The sequence below is a fragment of the Natronospira proteinivora genome (genome assembly GCF_024170465.1).
GTDB classification, from domain to species: Bacteria; Pseudomonadota; Gammaproteobacteria; order Natronospirales; family Natronospiraceae; genus Natronospira; species Natronospira proteinivora.
In genome coordinates this window covers 783,780-802,381 of sequence record NZ_JALJYF010000001.1, presented here as the reverse complement: position 1 = coordinate 802,381, position 18,602 = coordinate 783,780, and the positions used below count along the sequence as shown (strand labels likewise).

General features: G+C 60.4%; 17 protein-coding genes. 9 read left to right on the top strand and 8 right to left on the bottom strand.

The features are described 5' to 3' along the window. Nucleotides 1–9: 9 nt before the first annotated feature. The 3 genes from J2T60_RS03795 to hflD are packed head-to-tail and all read left to right on the top strand — an operon-like array spanning nt 10 to nt 2,286. Nucleotides 10–471 (top strand): NUDIX hydrolase, encoded by a 462-nt coding sequence (locus J2T60_RS03795; RefSeq protein ID WP_253445645.1) that lies wholly within the window; start codon nt 10–12, stop codon nt 469–471. A 46-nt stretch (nt 472–517) separates the two neighbouring features. Continuing rightward, complete coding sequence (mnmA, locus tag J2T60_RS03790) at nt 518–1,669, top strand: tRNA 2-thiouridine(34) synthase MnmA (protein WP_253445642.1); 1,152 nt, start codon at nt 518–520, stop codon at nt 1,667–1,669. Beyond that, complete coding sequence (gene hflD / locus J2T60_RS03785; protein WP_253445639.1) at nt 1,666–2,286, top strand: high frequency lysogenization protein HflD; 621 nt, start codon at nt 1,666–1,668, stop codon at nt 2,284–2,286. The genes mnmA and hflD overlap by 4 nt, the downstream gene beginning before the upstream one ends. A 15-nt stretch (nt 2,287–2,301) precedes the next feature. Here hflD and J2T60_RS03780 read toward each other — a convergent pair whose 3' ends face one another. Beyond that, nucleotides 2,302–2,850 (bottom strand): GNAT family N-acetyltransferase, encoded by a 549-nt coding sequence (locus tag J2T60_RS03780; RefSeq protein WP_253445636.1) that lies wholly within the window; start codon nt 2,848–2,850, stop codon nt 2,302–2,304. Between the two features lie 723 nt (nt 2,851–3,573). Here J2T60_RS03780 and J2T60_RS03775 point away from each other — a divergent pair. Continuing rightward, complete coding sequence (locus tag J2T60_RS03775; protein WP_253445633.1) at nt 3,574–4,773, top strand: RtcB family protein; 1,200 nt, start codon at nt 3,574–3,576, stop codon at nt 4,771–4,773. 17 nt (nt 4,774–4,790) lie between these two features. Here the strand turns inward: J2T60_RS03775 and yghU are convergent, their stop codons facing one another. Then, nucleotides 4,791–5,669 carry a glutathione-dependent disulfide-bond oxidoreductase gene (gene yghU / locus J2T60_RS03770; RefSeq protein WP_253445630.1) on the bottom strand — a complete coding sequence of 293 codons (879 nt, stop codon included), beginning with the start codon at nt 5,667–5,669 and terminating at the stop codon, nt 4,791–4,793. A 99-nt stretch (nt 5,670–5,768) separates the two neighbouring features. Beyond that, nucleotides 5,769–8,600 carry an AMP-binding protein gene (locus J2T60_RS03765; RefSeq protein WP_253445627.1) on the bottom strand — a complete coding sequence of 944 codons (2,832 nt, stop codon included), beginning with the start codon at nt 8,598–8,600 and terminating at the stop codon, nt 5,769–5,771. 234 nt (nt 8,601–8,834) lie between these two features. On the opposite strand from J2T60_RS03765, the gene J2T60_RS03760 reads away from it, so the two are divergent. The 3 genes from J2T60_RS03760 to J2T60_RS03750 all read left to right on the top strand — a co-directional run bounded on the left by J2T60_RS03760 (nt 8,835) and on the right by J2T60_RS03750 (nt 10,422). Next, nucleotides 8,835–9,071: a hypothetical protein gene (locus J2T60_RS03760; RefSeq protein WP_253445624.1), complete on the top strand. Its 237-nt coding sequence runs from the start codon at nt 8,835–8,837 to the stop codon at nt 9,069–9,071. Next, nucleotides 9,025–9,327 carry a hypothetical protein gene (locus tag J2T60_RS03755; protein ID WP_253445622.1) on the top strand — a complete coding sequence of 101 codons (303 nt, stop codon included), beginning with the start codon at nt 9,025–9,027 and terminating at the stop codon, nt 9,325–9,327. Before J2T60_RS03760 ends, J2T60_RS03755 begins: the two co-directional genes overlap by 47 nt. 174 nt (nt 9,328–9,501) lie before the next feature. Beyond that, nucleotides 9,502–10,422 (top strand): glutaminase, encoded by a 921-nt coding sequence (locus J2T60_RS03750; RefSeq protein WP_445376038.1) that lies wholly within the window; start codon nt 9,502–9,504, stop codon nt 10,420–10,422. A gap of 12 nt (nt 10,423–10,434) precedes the next feature. Here J2T60_RS03750 and J2T60_RS03745 read toward each other — a convergent pair whose 3' ends face one another. Continuing rightward, entirely contained in the window at nt 10,435–11,118 is a 684-nt protein-coding gene (locus tag J2T60_RS03745; RefSeq protein ID WP_253445615.1) for a hypothetical protein, read from the bottom strand. Beyond that, on the bottom strand, nt 11,118–11,741 hold the full coding sequence (locus J2T60_RS03740) for a hypothetical protein (protein ID WP_253445611.1): 624 nt from the start codon (nt 11,739–11,741) through the stop codon (nt 11,118–11,120). Before J2T60_RS03740 ends, J2T60_RS03745 begins: the two co-directional genes overlap by 1 nt. A 568-nt stretch (nt 11,742–12,309) precedes the next feature. On the opposite strand from J2T60_RS03740, the gene acnA reads away from it, so the two are divergent. Then, nucleotides 12,310–15,069, top strand: a complete 2,760-nt coding sequence (acnA, locus tag J2T60_RS03735; protein ID WP_253445609.1) for an aconitate hydratase AcnA — start codon at nt 12,310–12,312, stop codon at nt 15,067–15,069. Nucleotides 15,070–15,389: 320 nt separating this feature from the next. Beyond that, nucleotides 15,390–16,124: an SIR2 family NAD-dependent protein deacylase gene (locus J2T60_RS03730; RefSeq protein WP_253445606.1), complete on the top strand. Its 735-nt coding sequence runs from the start codon at nt 15,390–15,392 to the stop codon at nt 16,122–16,124. Nucleotides 16,125–16,296: 172 nt separating this feature from the next. Here J2T60_RS03730 and J2T60_RS03725 read toward each other — a convergent pair whose 3' ends face one another. From J2T60_RS03725 to J2T60_RS03715, 3 genes are read right to left on the bottom strand one after another with little or no spacing between them, the layout of a single operon-like run. Next, nucleotides 16,297–17,142, bottom strand: a complete 846-nt coding sequence (locus tag J2T60_RS03725) for a sulfurtransferase (protein ID WP_253445603.1) — start codon at nt 17,140–17,142, stop codon at nt 16,297–16,299. Nucleotides 17,143–17,152: 10 nt separating this feature from the next. After that, the gene (locus J2T60_RS03720) at nt 17,153–17,848 is read right to left on the bottom strand and encodes a M48 family metallopeptidase (protein WP_253445600.1); all 696 of its coding nucleotides are present in this window, start codon (nt 17,846–17,848) and stop codon (nt 17,153–17,155) included. Beyond that, the gene (locus tag J2T60_RS03715) at nt 17,848–18,537 is read right to left on the bottom strand and encodes a DUF4097 family beta strand repeat-containing protein (RefSeq protein WP_253445596.1); all 690 of its coding nucleotides are present in this window, start codon (nt 18,535–18,537) and stop codon (nt 17,848–17,850) included. The genes J2T60_RS03720 and J2T60_RS03715 overlap by 1 nt, the downstream gene beginning before the upstream one ends. Nucleotides 18,538–18,602: the final 65 nt, after the last annotated feature.

Below are 18,602 nucleotides of genomic sequence, written 5' to 3'. Positions count from 1 at the left end.
TAGCAAGGGATGGAATGGAAACCCCATGTGACGGTCTCCGCCGTGGTGGAAGATCATGGCCGCTTTCTGCTAGTGGAAGAAACCATTCGCGGTGAGCTCAAGCTCAACAACCCGGCCGGCCACCTGGAAGAAGACGAAAGCCTGGTGGATGCGGTGATTCGCGAAGTCCAGGAAGAAACCGCCCGCCACTTTGTTCCCGAGGCGATCACCGGCATCTATCTCTGGAAGAACCCCGGTGCCGACAAGACCTTTCTGCGGGTTAACTTCTTCGGCCATGCCCCGGAATTCGATCCCACCCAGCCGCTGGATACCGGCATCCAGAGAACCCTGTGGCTCAGCCGCGAGGAAATCGCCGCCGAAATGCACCGCGCCCGCAGCCCCCTGGTCCTGCGCTGCGTGGACGACTACCTGGCCGGCCGCCGCTACCCCCTGGACGCCCTCACCCACATGGCGGATGGCTTTGAGGAATAGCCGCCTTGGCTGACCTCTGAAGCCGCCACAGGTTACAATTGACTTCATGAATACCAAGACCCGCGAAACCGTTGTCGTCGGCCTCTCCGGCGGCGTGGACTCCTCCGTCTCCGCCTATCTACTGGTGGAGCAAGGCTATGACGTGCGTGGCCTGTTCATGGATAACTGGGATGCGGACGCCGAGGGGGATGCCGGCGGTTACTGCACGGCGGCGGAGGATTTCCAGGATGCCCGGCGGGTGGCCGAGGAACTGGAAATCCCCATCCAGCGGGTGAGCTTTGCCGCCGAGTACCGGGAGCGGGTCTTCAGCTACTTCCTGGACGAGTATTCCGCCGGTCGCACCCCCAACCCGGATGTACTCTGCAATACCGAAATCAAGTTCCGCGCCTTTCTGGACTACGCCATGCGCCTGGGCGCCGACTGGATCGCCACCGGCCATTACTGCCGGGTCCGTCGGGATGACAACGGCGCTCACCTGCTCAAGGGCCTGGACAACAACAAGGACCAGAGCTACTTCCTGCACGCCATCGAGCGCGATGCCCTGGCCAAGACCCTGTTCCCGGTGGGCGAGCTGGAAAAGGATCGGGTCCGGGAAATCGCCGTGGAGGCCGGTCTGCACAACTATGCCAAGCGGGACTCCACCGGCATCTGCTTCATCGGCGAGCGGGCCTTCCGGGAATTTCTGGCCAACTACCTCCCCGCCAACAAGGGCCCTATCCTGACCCCGGAGGGGCAGCAAATCGGCGAGCATCAGGGGGCGCTGTATTACACCATCGGCCAGCGCCAGGGTCTGGGCATCGGCGGTGTCCCCGGCACCGATGAGCGGCCCTGGTATGTGGCCGACAAGAATGTGCAGGACAACACCCTGATTGCCGTCCAGGGCCATGACCACCCCCTGCTGCAACACCAGGGCCTGATCGCCGACCAGCCCCACTGGCTGAACGCAAGGCCTGAACTGCCCCTGCGCTGCCGGGCCAAGACCCGCTATCGCCAGGCCGACCAGGACTGCGAAATTCACCCACGTCCGGACGGCAAACTGGACGTTCATTTCGATCGGGTCCAGCGGGCCGTGACCCCGGGCCAATATGTGGTCTTCTACCAGGGGGAGGAATGCCTGGGGGGTGGGGTCATCCACCAGGCCCTGCTGGCCCAGGATAAAAACGAAACCGCCATCAAGACGGAAAACCAAGCCTCATGAGTCAACTCAGCGACCGCGTCATTGCCCTGGCCGCCCTATTCCAGGCCGTCACCGGCGTCCATCAACTGGCCCGAAACGGTCAGGCCGACAAGGACATCCTGCATGCGGCCGTGAAAAGCACCCTGACCCGGGATGCCGAGAGCACCGAAGCCATCTTCGGCGGTGTCCAAGCCCTGCTGCCGGGTCTGCGCCAATTCCATCGCCTGCTCACCGAACAAGTACCCGCCGATGACATGGCCCTGACCCGCTATGCCGTGGGAGTCATGCATATCGCCAAGAAGCTGCGCAAAAAACCGGCGCTGATGGATGCCCTGTCAAGCGGCATCGACAAGGCCGAGCGCTCGGTCAGTCATTTCGGCAGCGACCACGAAAATGTCTTCGCCGCCCTGGCCGATACCTATTCCGAAACCGCCGGCAATATTCACCCCCGCATCATGGTCTCCGGCAATGACAACCACCTTCAAAACCCACGCGTGGTCAACCAGATCCGTAGCCTATTGCTGGCGGCGATCCGGGCGGCGGTCCTCTGGCATCAACTGGGGGGCAATCGCTTCAGTCTCATCTTCCGCCGCAAGGCCCTGGCCCAGGAGGCCTTGCGACTGACCCGGCAAACTTAAGACGCCAAGCCGCACTCAAAGCGATTTCTCCAGGCGATAGTCATCCATGACAAAACCGCCGCCGATGTCCTGGACCAGGGCGCCGGTCTTGTTAAATCCACGGTTTTGATACCAGTAGATTGAGTCTTGGTTATGTTTGTTCACCGTCAACCAGATGGATTCCAGGCCCCGCTCTCGGCATAGCGACTCCACGAAATCCAGCATGTGCCAGCCGTAGCCCTTGCCTCGCTGCTCACCATCCACATAGATCTTGCTGATCATCAAGGTCTTTTGGGCCGAATCCGGCACCAGGCCCAGATAGCCCACCTCTCCCTCATCCCGGAGCAGATAGTATTCCTGCCCATCTCTTATTTGTTGGGCGATGGCCTGCTCGCTCTGGAAGCGCTCGAGCATGTAATCCACCTGGGCCTTGCCAATGATCGGGGTGTAGTGTGCCGTCCAGATTTTGCGAGCCAGAGCCGCCACCTCAGCGATATCATCCTCGCCGCTGACCTTTACTATCTCCATGATTACGCTAACCCGTTTTTTCGGTTCTTCGTGGAATTCCGTGGAGCGTGGTCGCATCCACATTCTCCGGAGCTACCTACCTCGGCAATTGGAACGAAGCCCAAGCCAGCTCATCCCACCACTGCTTTCCAACTAGAGGATCGAGTACAGGGTGGGACTGGCCAGGGCTGTGCGCGACAGGGATGTCGCGCCCAGAGCCCCAGGGATGGGTCCACGCGTCCCTGGACAGTTCCACCCTGTGCTTGAGCCGTGAAGTTTAAACAGAAACTAACACCCTCCGCTGGCTGTAGCTTGAACGGCTTCGGAAGTAGCTAATGGACGTCACACCGAACAGGCCCAGTTGGTACACAATACAGGGTTCCTATGGCTCAATGCCGCAGCACAGTTCTGTCAAAACCTTACGAAAAGATTCAAGCTGGGTCAGCCGAAAGAAGTAGACTTCTTCCAGAGCTTCACGGCTCGATTACATGGTGGGATTTTCCGGGGACGCTGTGAATCCGTCCCTGAGACGCTCTGGGCGCGACATCCCTGTCGCGCACAGCCCCGGCAAATCCCACCATGCACTCGATCCTCCAGACTGAAAGTAGTGAGGGGGTTAGTTGGCTTGGGCTTCGTTCAAATTGCTATATAGACAGCTCCAGACAGTGATAGGCCTCACCATTCTCCACGGAATTCCACGATGTCCCATTTCAGGGCCTGTCGATGGAAAAGACCCTTCCTCCTAGGGCTCACCCCTTTGTTAAAGTATGCCTTGAAGGCTATTTTACGGGTAGCCCAACCATGCCCATTCGACAACACCTGAACAGCGAGCGGGTGCCGGTCCATATCTTTACCGAGGACGTGGACGCGGCCTCATTGGAGCAACTCAAGCGGGTGGCGGCCCTGCCCGTGGTGGGCCCCTCCGTCGCGGCCATGCCGGATGTGCACCTGGGTAAAGGCGCCACGGTGGGCTCGGTCATTCCCAGCCGGGAAGCCATCATCCCCGCTGCGGTGGGCGTGGACATCGGCTGCGGCATGATGGCCCGGCGTCTGGACCTCACCGCAGACCAGCTGCCCGAATCCCTCAAGGCCGTTCGCCGCGCCATCGAGCGGGTGGTGCCGGTGGGCTTTGACAGCCATGATGCCGCCCACGCCCCCTACTCGGCCTGCGAACCCTTGGCCCGGGGCCTGGACCGGATCCTGGAACGCCACCCCACCATCGCCCGCATGGGCAAGAACATGCGCGGCAAGTTTACCCGCCAGATGGGCACCCTTGGCGGCGGCAATCACTTCGTCGAACTCTGCCTGGACGAGTCCGAGCGGGTCTGGGTGATGCTCCACTCCGGCAGCCGGGGCATCGGCAATGCCATTGGCCGCTATTTCATCGAATACGCCCGCGAGGACATGCGCATCCACCAGCGCAACCTGCCGGATAAAGACCTCTCCTACCTGCGGGAAGGCACGACCGGCTTCGATGACTATGTGGAGGCAGTGGGCTGGGCCCAGGACTATGCCCGCCACAACCGGGAAACCATGATGGCCGCGATTCTGGAGGCCTTGCAGGGCGTTCTGCCGCCCTTCCGGGTCACCGAGGAAGCCATCAAATGCCACCACAACTATGTGGCCCGGGAAAGCCACGGCGGCAGTGAGGTCTGGGTCACCCGCAAGGGAGCCATTCGCGCCCGCCGGGGTGATCTGGGCATTATCCCCGGCAGCATGGGCGCCTGCTCCTACATCGTCCGCGGCCGGGGTGGGCCGCCCGAGGCCCTGGACTCCTGCGCCCACGGGGCCGGACGGCGCATGAGCCGCCGCCAGGCCAAGAAACAGATTGACCTCAACCAACTCCGCGCCACCACCCGGGGCGTGGAATGCCGCAAGGATCGAAGCGTGCTGGATGAAGCCCCCGGCGCCTACAAGGACATTGACCGCGTCATGGCCAATCAGACCGATCTGGTGGACGTCCTACACCGGCTCAAGCAGGTGGTCTGCGTCAAGGGCTAAACCAAGAACCCCCTGTCTCAAGCCCCCGCCTGCTCATCCAGCTTGTCCTGTGTGCGCGTGTCGAAATCACCGGCATCGTGGCGTTCATGGAGCTGTTCCTGAGGTTCGCCCCAGGTCCGGTTCACCATGCGGCCCCGCTTGACCGCCGGGCGCTGGTCGATGGCTTCGGCCCAGCGCAGCACATGCGGGTATTCATGCACGGCCAGGAACTCGGCAGCATCGTAAAGCCGGCCCAGTACCAACTGTCCGTACCAAGGCCAGATGGCCATATCAGCAATAGAGTAGTCTTCACCGGCGATATAGGCCTGGTCGGCCAGTTGCCGGTTGAGCACATCAAGCTGGCGCTTGGTTTCCATGGTGTAACGGTTGATGGGGTATTCGTAGTATTCCGGGGCATAGGCATAGAAATGCCCGAAGCCCCCACCCACCAGCGGAGCACTGCCCATTTGCCAGAACAGCCAGTTGAGCGTCTCTGTCCGGCCCGAGTGATCCGTGGGGATGAAGGCGCCGAACTTCTCGGCCAAGTAGAGCAAGATGGCCCCGGATTCGAAGACTCGCGTATGGGGCTCGGTGCTGCAATCGACCATAGCCGGAATCTTGGAGTTGGGATTAACTTCCACAAAGCCGCTGCCAAACTGCTCGCCGTCCAGAATCCGGATCAGATGGGCATCGTATTCCGCATCCCCATGGCCCGCCGCCAACAACTCCTCGAACAGGATGGTGACCTTCACGCCATTGGGGGTGGCCAGGGAATAGAGCTGATGCGGGTGTTTGCCCACCGGTAATGCCTTGTCATGGGTGGCCCCCGCTTCGGGGCGATTGATGCCGGCAAATTTGCCGCCCCCGGCCTGATCTGCTGTCCAGACTCGAGGCAGTGTGTATTGTTGTTCTGTCATTGAAAAACTCCGGTATGGGTGGACGCAGAAAGGAATGAATCTGCCCTGCATGCTGGTGACGGGCTCGGAAACATTCAAGCGGTGTGGACAAATGAACGGTTAAAGCCGGCCCTGCTCCCGGCCACCCAGCAAACCGCCATCCTCCCCGGCAATGTCCGCTTCACCACATTGCTCAAGCACCCAGACACGGCTTCGGTCACGCAGATCCAATGCCGCATCCCAATCCTCACCCTTGGCTTCAATTGGGCGGCCAATCCGGATCTCGATGCGGCTGGGCCGGGGACGCCAAGACTCACCCGGCAAGGCTTGGCGCGTTCCCCGCAATACCACCGGAACCACGGGCACTTGCTGACGTACCGCTGCCATGAAGGCACCAATCCGGAAATTGCGCAGTCCCGGTGCGGCTGAAAGGGTCCCTTCCGGGAAGAAGAGCAGCCGCTCCCCCTTGGCCAGATGGGCCATGGCCTGTTCCAAGTCACTCAAGGCCTGCTTGTGATCGAAACGGGCCACCCACACGGCCCCAATCCGCTTGAGCAGACGTCCCGCCATGCCTTTGCTCAGCTCGCGCTTGGCGACAAAATACAGCGGCCCCGGCAATGCTGCCCGCAGGACGGCACCGTCCAGATAGCTAGCATGGTTGACCACCAGCACACAGGGCCCATCGGGAAGATGCTCAAGCCCCTGGACTCGCGGCCCCATACGGACTGCCGAGAAAATCAGTCGACTGCTCCCCCGGGCCAGGGCAACACGCAATCGGCGACCCGGCATCAGCAGCAATAACAGGGCGGCTGGAATCCCGATCAGCAATCCAAACAGCCACATCCAGAACGCGAACAGGCCCTGCCCTGTTGCCCGAAGCAGGCGTTGAATCATTGGCCAGATACCGCCCAGCAACAAGTGAGCCATCTGACGCAGCAGGCCCTGGGGCCGGCCCAGGTGGCCTTCCTCGAACAGGCGCCTGCAGGCCGGACGACGAATCTTGCCGCTGGAGGTCTTGGGGATGGCCTGGGGTGGCTGCAGGGAAACGGCATCCGGCGGGGAATCCATCAGATCCACGCTGGCGTCCACAATGGCTTGGCGAATACGCTCCCGCTCGGCGCGATCCGTGACCCGGGTCTCGGCCACCACCACTAGGCGTTCCGATCCACCATCCGGGTCAGAACTGGCAAATACCGCCACATTGTTGCGCCGCACCCCGGAAACCCGGGAGACGGCTTGCTCAAGCTCATAGGGGTAATAATTTCGCCCACCCCGGATGATCATGTCCTTGACCCGCCCGGTGAGATACAGCTCCCCCTCATCCAGATAGGCCAAATCCCCCGAGCTGAGCCAGCCGTTGTCGATCAGCGCGTCGGTGGCTTCGGGATTGCGAAAGTAGCCCCGGGTGCAGGAAGGTCCGCGAAACTGCAGATGCCCCTGCTGACGATCCGGCAGAGGCTGCCCCTGTTCGTCTACCACCCGTATTTCATGCTCTGGCAATGGCTTGCCACAGGCCACGAACAGGCGCGGGGTTTCATCCGTGTCCGCCGCAGGACGGGCTTCACCATGCTGGTCGAAGCGATCTCGCTCGATACGATCCAGCTTGGGGGCACGATCGGTCGGGGGAAACGTCAAGCCCACCGACGACTCCGCCAGACCATAAACCGGTTTCATGGTCTCCCGATGAAAACCATAGTGAGCAAAGCGCTGCTCGAAGCCATCCAGCGTCTGCGGACTGATGGGCTCAGCACCATTGAAGGCCACCCGCCAACTGGAAAGATCCAGCCCTTCCAGCTCTTCACTCTCAAGGCGATTGGCACAGAGATCGTAGGCAAAATTAGGCGCCGCGGACAGGGTGGCTCGATGGCGGTGAATAGCCCATAGCCAACTCTGTGGCCGGGCCATGAATTGCAGGGGGGACATGAGAAACAGGGGAATGCCGTAGTACAGCGTCCCCAGGCAGGCGCCGATTAGACCCATGTCGTGGTAGAGGGGCAACCAGCTGACAAAACGGTCTTCATGAGAGGCGTCAACCACACTACCGATGGAGCGGATGTTGGCCAGCAAGTTGGCATGGCTGAGCATCACCCCCTTGGGGTCACCAGTGGTGCCAGAGGTATATTGCAAGAAGGCCAGATCATCGCTTCGCCGGGGTACCCGGGCGATCCCCACCCCCTGGCGCAGCTTGTCCACGGTCAACACATGACTCAGTGAGGGTGCAAGACTCTTGAGCAGTTGACCGGCCTGGGCCGTTTCACGGGAAGCAATAAAGCAACGGCACTCGGCATTCTCCACCACGCCTGCAATGCGACGGAAATGGTCTTCTACCTGACTGACCCGTACCGGCGGATACAAGGGGACCGGCACACCACCCGCCCACATGACACCGTGAAAAGCAAAGAAGAACTCCAGACTGGTCGGCAACATCAAGGCAACCCGGTCCCCCGGACCCACGCCCTTGTCGCGTAGCCCGGCGGCGAGCTCGGCCGCTCCATCCCGAAGCTCGGCATAGCTCAGATGGCTCATCTCGCCGCCGGATTGATAGAGACTCAGGCACTGGCGATCCCCCACCCGGTCGGCATGCCATTCCAACACCTGGCTCAGGGTGGCCGCCGAACGTGGCTCCACCGGTTCCTCCCCCTGTGCTTGGCCAAGTGCCGGGTCCCGTTGCCCCGGATCATTGGCTTCGGCCATGTTGCCATCCGATAGAAGCGCCAGCAGCTCCTTGGGCGTCCGTGCCGAAACCGCCTTCTCATCCGGGATTCTCAGCCCGAATCGCCGTTCGATGCGCAGCATCAATTCCACCCGGCCCAGGCTGTCCAGGCCCGCCTCTCGCTCCAGGGCGCTATCCAGGCTCAACTCAGGAGGGGATTGCCGAGGGTTCAACTCCGCCGAGATGGTGCGGATCAGGTCCAGCAACTCAGATTCCGAGACGGAATGCCGCTTGCTCATAAGCTGCTCCGGTCTGGCCTGTCGATTATGACTGTTCCAATGCCGGAATGACTCCGGTCACCTGCCAATAAGCCCGTATCGCGGCCGGAAAATCAATCTTTTCTGGGCTTCCAGTCAGGACAATCGCTTTCGAATTGGAGACCAATCCGGCCTTCCGTTTCCTGAATACAGCAAGGGATAGGCTTTGGTTTCATCCACCCGCCCCGCATCAAACAGGTCCACATGGTAATGGGTATGCAAGTCGATGAAGCCGGGCAAAATGGTATGATCATCATCAAGTGTGATGTGACGGTCCGGGTCAACGCGATCACTACCCTCACCCACTGCTATGATTCGGCCCCGCTGTACAAGAATGCCGGGATTTTTGATTCGCTGCTCATCCACACCATCAAAAGAAACGCGTTCAAGATCAAAGGGTACACCCATGGCCGGAAAACGTTATGGCCCGCAATCCCACCAGGATCTGTTTGAACTGGTGAAAGCCCAGCCGCTGGTCTGGATTGTATCCGGCTTGGGGGATTCCTTTCGAGCCAGCCTCATGCCAGTACGCCCCATGGTCACGGAACAAGGTCAGGTAAGCCAACTGGCCGGTACTTACAGCAGTGACCAGGACCAGCATGACTATTATCTGCGAGCCAATGCCCCCACGCGTAGCGGGGCCCGAAGCGGCGATACCACCATCGATGAGCTGGGAACCCGAGAGTCTCGCCAGCGAAGGCCTGGATGAATCCCGCCGGAACGATTATCTGGCTCTCACGGCCGGTGGAGCCACGCGGTGGTCTATAGCCGAGCACGATGCCGACCGGTATGCCTGACCTTCCAGCAAAAATGCGGTAGAAACGGCGGAACCCAGACTGATTGGGTCTTCCCAATTTCAAACATTCAAGTTTAACTACCTCAGATGCAGACATTGCTCAATAACATCACCCGCGATTTGGCCGACCATGACCTTCGTGGCCAGGTTGCGGACTACATCCCGCAATTGGCCCAAGTCAGTCCACAGCATTTCGGAATCAGTGTAGCCACCCCGGAGGGGGCGCTGTATTCCGCCGGTGATGTGAGCCAGCCATTTTCCATCCAGAGTATCTCCAAGGTGTTCGCATTGACCCTAGCCTTGGGCAAACGCGGGGATGGTATCTGGGAATATGTGGGCCGTGAACCTTCGGGTGATCCATTCAACTCCATTGTGCAGTTGGAGCACGAATCCGGAAAACCGCGTAATCCCTTCATCAATGCGGGTGCCCTGGCCGTAGTAGATGCCATCATGATGGGCCATGAGCCCAAGGAAGTGCTGGCGGAGATCCTCAGCTTTATCCGTTTCCTTTCCGACGATGCCAGTATTTATTTTGATCATGAAGTGGCCGCTTCCGAGCTTGAACACAAACATCGCAATGCCTCATTGGCCCACTTCATGAAATCCTTCGGAAAGCTTCAGCACGATGTGGACAAGATCCTGGGCACCTACTCCCACCAATGTGCCTTGGCCATGAACTGCGAGCAGTTGGCCCGAGCCGGGCTGTTCCTGGTCTCGGATGGTATCAACCAAGTCTCCGGCAGCCGCGTGGTCTCCGCCCAGCGAGCGAGACGCATCAATTCCCTGATGATGATGTGCGGGCACTACGATGGCTCCGGCGAATTCGCTTATCGGGTCGGGTTGCCGGGCAAAAGCGGCGTCGGTGGCGGGATTTTGGCCATCGCTCCCGGCAAAGGCTCTATCGCCGTGTGGTCACCCGGCCTGGATACCGTGGGCAATAGCCTGCTGGGTACCAAGGCCCTGGAGATGTTCACCCAGAACACCGGCTGGTCCGTATTCGGGCATTAGAAAATCGCACCACTAGTGGGAATGGGCGGTGTCGATGTACTCCAACTTGCGGTGTCGGTGCAGACGGTAAAAGCGCCGCAGTTCGCGGCTTAACGGCCCACGGCCCGGCCGTCGCATGCCGTGGATAAGATGCTGACAATAGCGGCCCGCATACCGGCTGGCCCGGACGTAGCGCCGTGCTTCTTCATGGCTCAGCTGGCTATGGAAATGAGGCTGATGAAAAAGCGCCCGATGTAGGCGTTTCCCCGGACTGTGGCCCTGCTGTCGAGCCAGAAAGAGATTGGCCAACACGAACTTGTCCACCTCGGCCTGCAACTCCATTTCCAGACGACTCACGGGACGGTCATAGCGAGCGTTATGGCCCAGGTAAACAAAATGGCTGACCCCTTCCAGGGCCATCCAGAAATCCGTCAGATTACGTCCGTCCAGTAACTGCTCCGGTGGTTGGGCCTCGAGTCGCCTTAGCAGTTCCGGGTCCAGGTACAGGGAAACATTGAGTTCGCCATCAATCTCATGGATCAGCAGTTTTTCCCGGGCGGGCCGGTACCGGCGCCCTTCCATGAGCTGCACGAATCGACGATCGGTGAGCAAAAACTTGCTTACATCAAAGCCGGTTTCCACCTCGTACAAGCGCTCAAGCATCCCCTGCCAGCCGGACAAGCGGGCCCCCGATGCGGCCCACGCCTGGGCAGCCATTAGTGATGCCTCCGGCTGGTGCTGGATTCATTGGGAATCACGCCCATGGCCTCCAGCTTACGACGGGCTCGCGGGCTGCCCGTGTGCATCCAGGTTTCATACAAGCGCAGAATACTCTGATCGCCGTTGCCATGGGCCATATGCCCCACTTCCGCCAGCACGTCCATGAAGGCGGTGAACTTTTCGGCCAGCTCCCGGAAGACCTCATTAACCTCCAGAGCATCAAAATTGCGAGGCGGGGTTTCCGCCAGACTGTTGTAGGCGGCACCGCCCATGCCGGCGTAATAGTCCACGTCCACGGATTTTCGGCTGAGGCTTTCGGCAAAATAGCCGGCGATGAACAAGGCAATATCCCCCAAGCGCTGCAGATTCTGACGGCGGACCTCCTCGGATGGGGACTCCATGGCATCCTGGTACATAAAGGCCAGGGGCTTGAGTCCGGAACCCTCTTCGGTCACCTCATACAGCCGCTCAGAGCGGCTGTACTGGACCAGCAGATCCGCCACATAACGCTCGGTAAGACGACCGGCACTGAGCGCATTGCGGTGCATGGCTTCGTGGACCGAACCCTGGAACCACTGGCGCAGATCGGTCACGGTTTCCAGATCGGAACGACGGTTCATGGTGGTGTCCTCCGTTATTCAAGCCGCTCATGCCTCATTTAAGAACCGTCCCAATGGAAATGGCAAACACAGCCGCCGCCATGCCCAAGAGAATCCTTGGACAGGCTTTCTCATCGTGTTATAAAAAGGGTCTTTCCCTTCACTTTGCCACGGACGCAAAGTCTTCCCCCCCGCGATAGCTATAAGACCTTTTCAATCAGGCGCTTACACACCTCCATCAAGGCCTTTAAGGCTATTCAATTAGCAGTCCCCCTCGATGGCTGACAAACAACCATCCCAAAGTTGATACCGCTCATCCCATGGCCCATCAGGCCATTCATTTGACATGACGTGGGGCAAGCTCGGGGTATTGCCGTCAAATGGCCGGCAGCGTCGCGAAGCCGCCCATGCCGCTGGCCCCAGGCGTGAAGTTCCAGCTTGGATTCCGTATAATGGGGGGTCTAAGTCGAGAAAGGCTGCCTTCGGTGGCCGAAATCCGGCTTTCCGCTCTTAATTCAGAGCCCCCGCCCAGTCTGGCGGGGCGTTTGACCAAAAGAACATTTCCAATATCTCCAAACCGGGAGGCCCCATGACCGACACATTCAAGGCACGCTCCACCCTCAAGGTGGGCGACAAGGATTACGAGATCTATCGCCTGGACGCACTGGCCGATAAGTTCGACATCTCCCGCCTGCCCTTTTCGCTGAAGGTCCTCCTGGAGAACCAGCTCCGCCATGAAGACGGCGAGACCGTTACAGCCAAGGACATCGAGGCCATCGCCAACTGGGACGCGAAAGCCAAGCCCAGCGATGAGATCGCCTTCACACCGGCGCGCGTCATTCTGCAGGACTTTACCGGGGTACCGGCGGTGGTCGACCTGGCTGCCATGCGGGATGCCGTGAAGGCCTTGGGCGGCAAGGCCGGTAGCATCAACCCGCTCTCCCCCGCCGAGCTGGTCATCGATCACTCCGTGCAGGTGGACAACTACGGCACGGCCCAATCCCTGACCCAGAACAATGAAATCGAATTCGAGCGCAACAAGGAACGCTATGCCTTTTTGCGCTGGGGCCAGCAGTCCCTGGACAACTTCAAGGTCGTGCCGCCCAACACCGGCATTGTCCACCAGGTGAATATTGAGCACCTGGCCCGGGTGGTCTTTGGCAAGAAGAACGACGGCGTGCTGCAGGCTTACCCGGATACCCTGGTGGGCACCGATTCCCACACCACCATGGTCAATGGCCTGGGTGTGCTGGGCTGGGGCGTGGGCGGCATCGAGGCAGAAGCCGCCATGCTGGGTCAGCCCGTGACCATGCTGGTGCCACAGGTCATTGGCTTCAAGCTCAATGGCAAACTGCCGGAAGGCGCCACCGCCACCGACCTGGTGCTGACGGTCACCGAGATGCTGCGCAAGAAGGGCGTGGTGGGCAAGTTCGTGGAGTTCTTCGGCGACGGCCTGTCCAATATGCCCCTGGCCGACCGGGCCACTCTGGGCAACATGTCTCCCGAGTTCGGCTCCACCGCCGCCATGTTCCCGGTGGACAAGGAAACCATCCGTTACCTGGAACTCACCGGCCGCAGCGAAGAACAGATCGAGCTGGTGGAGCAGTATGCCAAGGAACAGGGCATGTGGCGGGAAGACGGTGATGCCGACCCCGAGTACACCGATGTGCTCGAGCTGGACATGGGCACCGTCGAGCCCTCCATTGCCGGGCCGAAACGCCCGCAGGACCGGATTGCGGTCAAATCCGCTCAGCAGGCTTTCAACAAGCACCTGGAACCGCTGCTGGAAGAGCGAGCCCAGAAGTCCAATGGCGAGGCGGCCTTCGAGGGTGAAGGCGGCTCCACCGGTGTGGGCAGCCCCAACACCCAGCAGAACGGTGTGGGCGAAGTGGAGATGGACGGTGAGAAGTTCACCATCAAGGACGGTGACGTGCTGATCGCCGCCATCACCTCCTGCACCAACACTTCCAACCCGGCGGTGATGATCGGTGCCGGTCTGCTGGCCCGCAAGGCCCGCGAACGCGGCATCAACGTCAAGCCCTGGGTAAAGACCAGCCTGGCCCCCGGCTCTAAGGTGGTCACCGATTACCTGAAGAAAACCGACCTGCTGGAAGACCTGGAAGCTCTGAACTTCCACTTGGTGGGTTATGGCTGCACCACCTGCATTGGCAACTCCGGCCCGCTGCGTCCGGAGATCTCCAAGGCCGTGCATGACAATGACCTGGTGGCTACCTCCGTGCTGTCAGGCAACCGGAACTTCGAAGGCCGGATTCATCCGGACATCAAGATGAACTTCCTGGCCTCACCGCCCCTGGTGGTGGCCTACGCCATTGCCGGGACCCTGGACATCGATCTGATGAACGATCCGCTGGCCGAGGACAAGGACGGCAAGCCGGTCTACTTCAAGGATCTGTGGCCGGACTCCGGCGAGATCCAGGAATTGGTTACCAGCACCATCAATTCCGGCATGTTCCATTCCAGCTACGCCGGAGTCTTCTCCGGCGACGATAACTGGAACAGCCTGGATGTGCCGGAAGGCGACCTCTTCGATTGGGACGACAACTCCACCTACGTGAAGAACCCGCCCTACTTCGAGGGCATGAGCATGGAGCCGTCCCAGGTGGAAGATATCAAGGGGGCCCGTTGCCTGGCCCTGCTGGGCGATTCCGTTACCACCGACCACATCTCCCCCGCCGGTGCCATTCCCAAGAAGAGCCCGGCCGGCGAATATCTCATGGAGAAAGGCGTCGAACCGTCCCAGTTCAACTCCTTCGGTTCCCGTCGTGGTAACCATGAGGTGATGATGCGTGGCACCTTCGGTAATGTCCGCCTGCGCAACTTGCTGGCCCCCGGCACCGAGGGTGGCTGGACACGCTACCAGCCCGATGACGAAGAGATGAGCATCTACGATGCCTCCATGAAGTACCAGGAGAACGATGTGCCGCTGGTGGTCATCGCCGGCAAGGAATACGGCACCGGTTCCTCCCGTGACTGGGCGGCCAAGGGCACCCGCCTGCTGGGCGTTAAGGCCGTGATCACCGAGAGCTATGAGCGGATTCACCGTTCCAACCTGATCGGCATGGGCGTGCTGCCCCTGCAGTTCAAGGACGGCGACAGTGCCGAAAGCCTGGGTCTGACCGGCAAGGAAACCTTTGAAATCACCGGTCTGGATGATGGCAATGCCACCGAAGTGGACGTGAAGGCCACGCCGGAAAGTGGTGACCCGATCCACTTCAAGGCCGTTGTCCGTCTGGACACGCCCAAGGAGCGGGATTACTTCAAGCACGGTGGCATCCTGCACTATGTGCTGCGACAGCTCATCAAGAAGCAGGAAACCGAAACGGCCTGATCACTTTGGTGATTTGGTTGAACAAAAAAGCCCCGCTTCGGCGGGGCTTTTTTTGTTTGGAGCCGGGCGATGCCCCCGGCATCAGAAGATTACGCCCCCATTCAATCGCGGCTAAAGCCGCTCCTACGGCGTTTCCTTCCATGCATTGCCCGTCCCTCCGTGACTCTCCGTGCTCCTCCGTGATCTCCGTGTTCAAACCCTAACCCTCTACAGCCTTGACCCAGTCGGGCCAGGAATGGCCCTCCCACAAGCACAGGTGAACTCCCCATGGTCTTCATGTTAAAAAATGACGTTCCTAATGCACATAACAAGCCCACATCATGAGCGATACCATTCGACAACTGGCCGAGTCCTTGCAGCAAGCCGAGCATGTCACGGTACTCACCGGCTCGGGCATCTCCGCCGACAGCGGCGTGCCTACCTTTCGCGATCCTCAGGAAGGCCTTTGGGCCAAGTACCAGCCCCAGGACCTGGCCAGCCCGGATGCCTTTCTGAAAGACCCGGATTTTGTCTGGCAGTGGTATCAATGGCGGCGGAAGAAAGTGCTGTCGGTGGAACCAAATCCCGGCCACAAGGCCCTGGCTGAACTCGCCCACAGCCATCCCTCACTCACCCTGGTCACCCAGAACGTGGATGGCCTGCATCAGCGGGCCGGACATGAAGACGTGATTGAGTTCCACGGCAATATCCATCGCAATCTTTGCCTGGATAATGGCCATATGATGCGGGTGGAGGACTATCCGGATAAACCGCCCCGTTGCCGTATCTGTGACAGCCTGGTTCGCCCTGGGGTGGTCTGGTTCGGCGAATCCATTCCCGAGACCGCCTTGAGTCGTTCCCTAGCCGCCACCCGGAAGGCCGAGCTTTTCATCGCCATCGGCACCTCGGCCACCGTTTATCCGGCCGCCAGCCTGGCCGACCTGGCCCGGGAACACGGCGCCACCACCGCCGAGATCAACCCACAAACCAGCGACATGAACACGGTGGATATCGCCATCCGGGCCCGCGCCGCCGAAGCCCTGCCGGCCCTGCTGGTGGCATACCAAGGACGCTAAGTAAGAACGGAACGGATGTGCCTGGCTCAGAACTCAGTCCGCCCAATCGCGGCTAAAGCCGCTCCTACGAGGCTGCCCCCTCTGACATTATGCTTTTCTCCGTGACCCTCCGTGACCCTCCGTGCTTCTCCGTGATCTCCGTGTTAATCCCCCCACCCTCTATATGAGGACCTCAGGGATCTCTTGCCAATGGCCGGGACGGATCCCGAATCCATTCACTCCAGGAGCCGGCATACAGCGCCGACCCCTTAAGGCCCGCCAACTCCATGGCGAACAGATTATGACAGGCGCTCACGCCGGAGCCGCACATATGAGCTGACTGCTCGGGATCGAATGGGGATAGAACCGCCTCAAAGCGATCTCGAAGCTCCTCGGGGCGACGCCAGTAGCCATTCTTATCCAGATTGTCCATGAAAGGCAGATTAACCGCCCCGGGGATATGCCCTGCCACCGGATCAATGGGCTCCTCACGCCCCTTGAATCGGGCACTGCCCCGGGCATCAAGCAGAAGCAATTCATCACTTGCCAGACGGGACTGGACGGTCGTCGCATCCACCACCGGCATCTGCCCGGGACGCCCCGCATATTCGGTGACCGGCCGAGACTGAGCCCCTTCCTCCAGCGGCCCCTCCAACGCCTGCCAGGCCGCGAGCCCCCCATCCAGCAGCGCCACCGACTCATGGCCGAGCCAGCGCAGCAACCACCAGGCACGGCCGGCGAAGGCGCCACCGCTGTTGTCATAGATCACAATGGGGCGATCCGGGCGGATACCCTTCTCACCCAGGGTGCGGATCAATTGCTGGGGATCCGGCAAGGGATGGCGGCCGGTACGCTCACTGACCGGCGCACTGAGGTCTTTTTCCAGGTCCAGGTGTACGGCCCCGGGGATATGCCCTGCCAACCAGGCTCGGCGTCCGGCCTTCGGATCGGAAAGCTGGGCCTGACAGTCAAGGACCTGAACCACACCCCCTTCCTGCCTGAGTCTTTCAGCGGTGATGAGCAGGGGCCATTCCGACATAAAACACTCCTTACCAGCCAATCCAGCCGGGCACGCCCCCCGCCGCCTGGCTGAGCTGCCGATCCAGTGACTGCCACTGGGGCTCAAATCGGGCCACCAGCGCCCGAAATTGGGGGCCGTGATTCATGTGCCGGGTATGGCAGAGTTCATGCAGAATCAGGTAATCCACTACCCGGGCCTCATGGAAGAGGATTCGAAAGTTGAGACTGATGGTGCCCCGGGCCGAGCAACTGCCCCAACGGGTACGTTGATCACGGACCTGGACTCGCTGGTGAGCCAAACCGGTGCGCTCACCGACTCGAGCCACCCACTGGGGCAGGATCTCCCGACCTTGGGCAATCAGCCAGGGCTTGATCCGACAGCGAGCATTGCTCTGTGTCGCCGGCCCCGGGACCAGCAGCACATTGCCCCGCTGCTCAAGGCGATCGCCCAGAGGCCGGTATTGCAAGTCATAACGGCGACCGATGGCCGCCAATAGCAAAGACTCAGGTGCGTTCTCCTGAAAAGCCTCCGGGACCTTTCGCCGAATACGTCCCCAGGCCGCCTCCATCCAGTCGCGACGGCTATCGAGAAAGGCCTGCCCCTGGGCTTCGCTGACCCCCGGAGGCAGAACCAGTTCGATACCCCGCCAGGGACAGAGAGCAAGCTTAAGACGCCGAGCCCTGCGGCTTCGCCGCCACTGGATTTTGGGTAATGCCTGTCTCATCACCGACGTGGTTCGTCGCCAGTGAAGGTTTCAGCCTCGGCCCCCTGAATATCCCCCACCTGGGCGCTTTCATGCACAAGCAACTGCACCCGCCGGTCCATGCGCAAGGTCCCTTCCACCACCGCCTCTCGACCGATGACCACACGCACATCCCGCTGCACATCACCGCGGCTGCGGGCTTGAACATGCACGTCCCCTTCAATCCGGGCGCCGTCGATAATACGTATATCCCCGGTTCGGGTGCTCACATTGCCGGCCACATGCCCCCCTTCAATGGTAATACCACCATTGAAGTTGCTAAGATCCCCGTTCAAGCGACTTCCTTGACCAAGTCCGATGGCACCATTCACCGTCTTGAGATTGCCGTCGATGACCACATTGGAAGCAATGCGGATGTTGCCGTTGACTGTGGTGAGGTGGGCGGTAGTCGCCCCATCTTCCACACGGATACTGCCATTGACGGTTTCAGCACGGCCTATTTCCGCTTCAGGCCCGACTCGGATGCCCCCATTCACGGTCTCCAGCACACCCTCCACCCGGGCCGCTTCACCCACGGTAATGGTGCCATTGACGGTGCGAAAATCCTGGTGTCGTTCACTGCCGGGATCGATATCCACGGATTGATTAACCCCGTTGCCGCAGCCTGCCAAAAAGAGTACCACTATCAATCCCACTGCTTTTACGTTCATTGCCCCTACCTCGCCGATGAAGGAACCCCCTTGGTTCCCTTCGGTCACAGTTTAGATTCAATTGC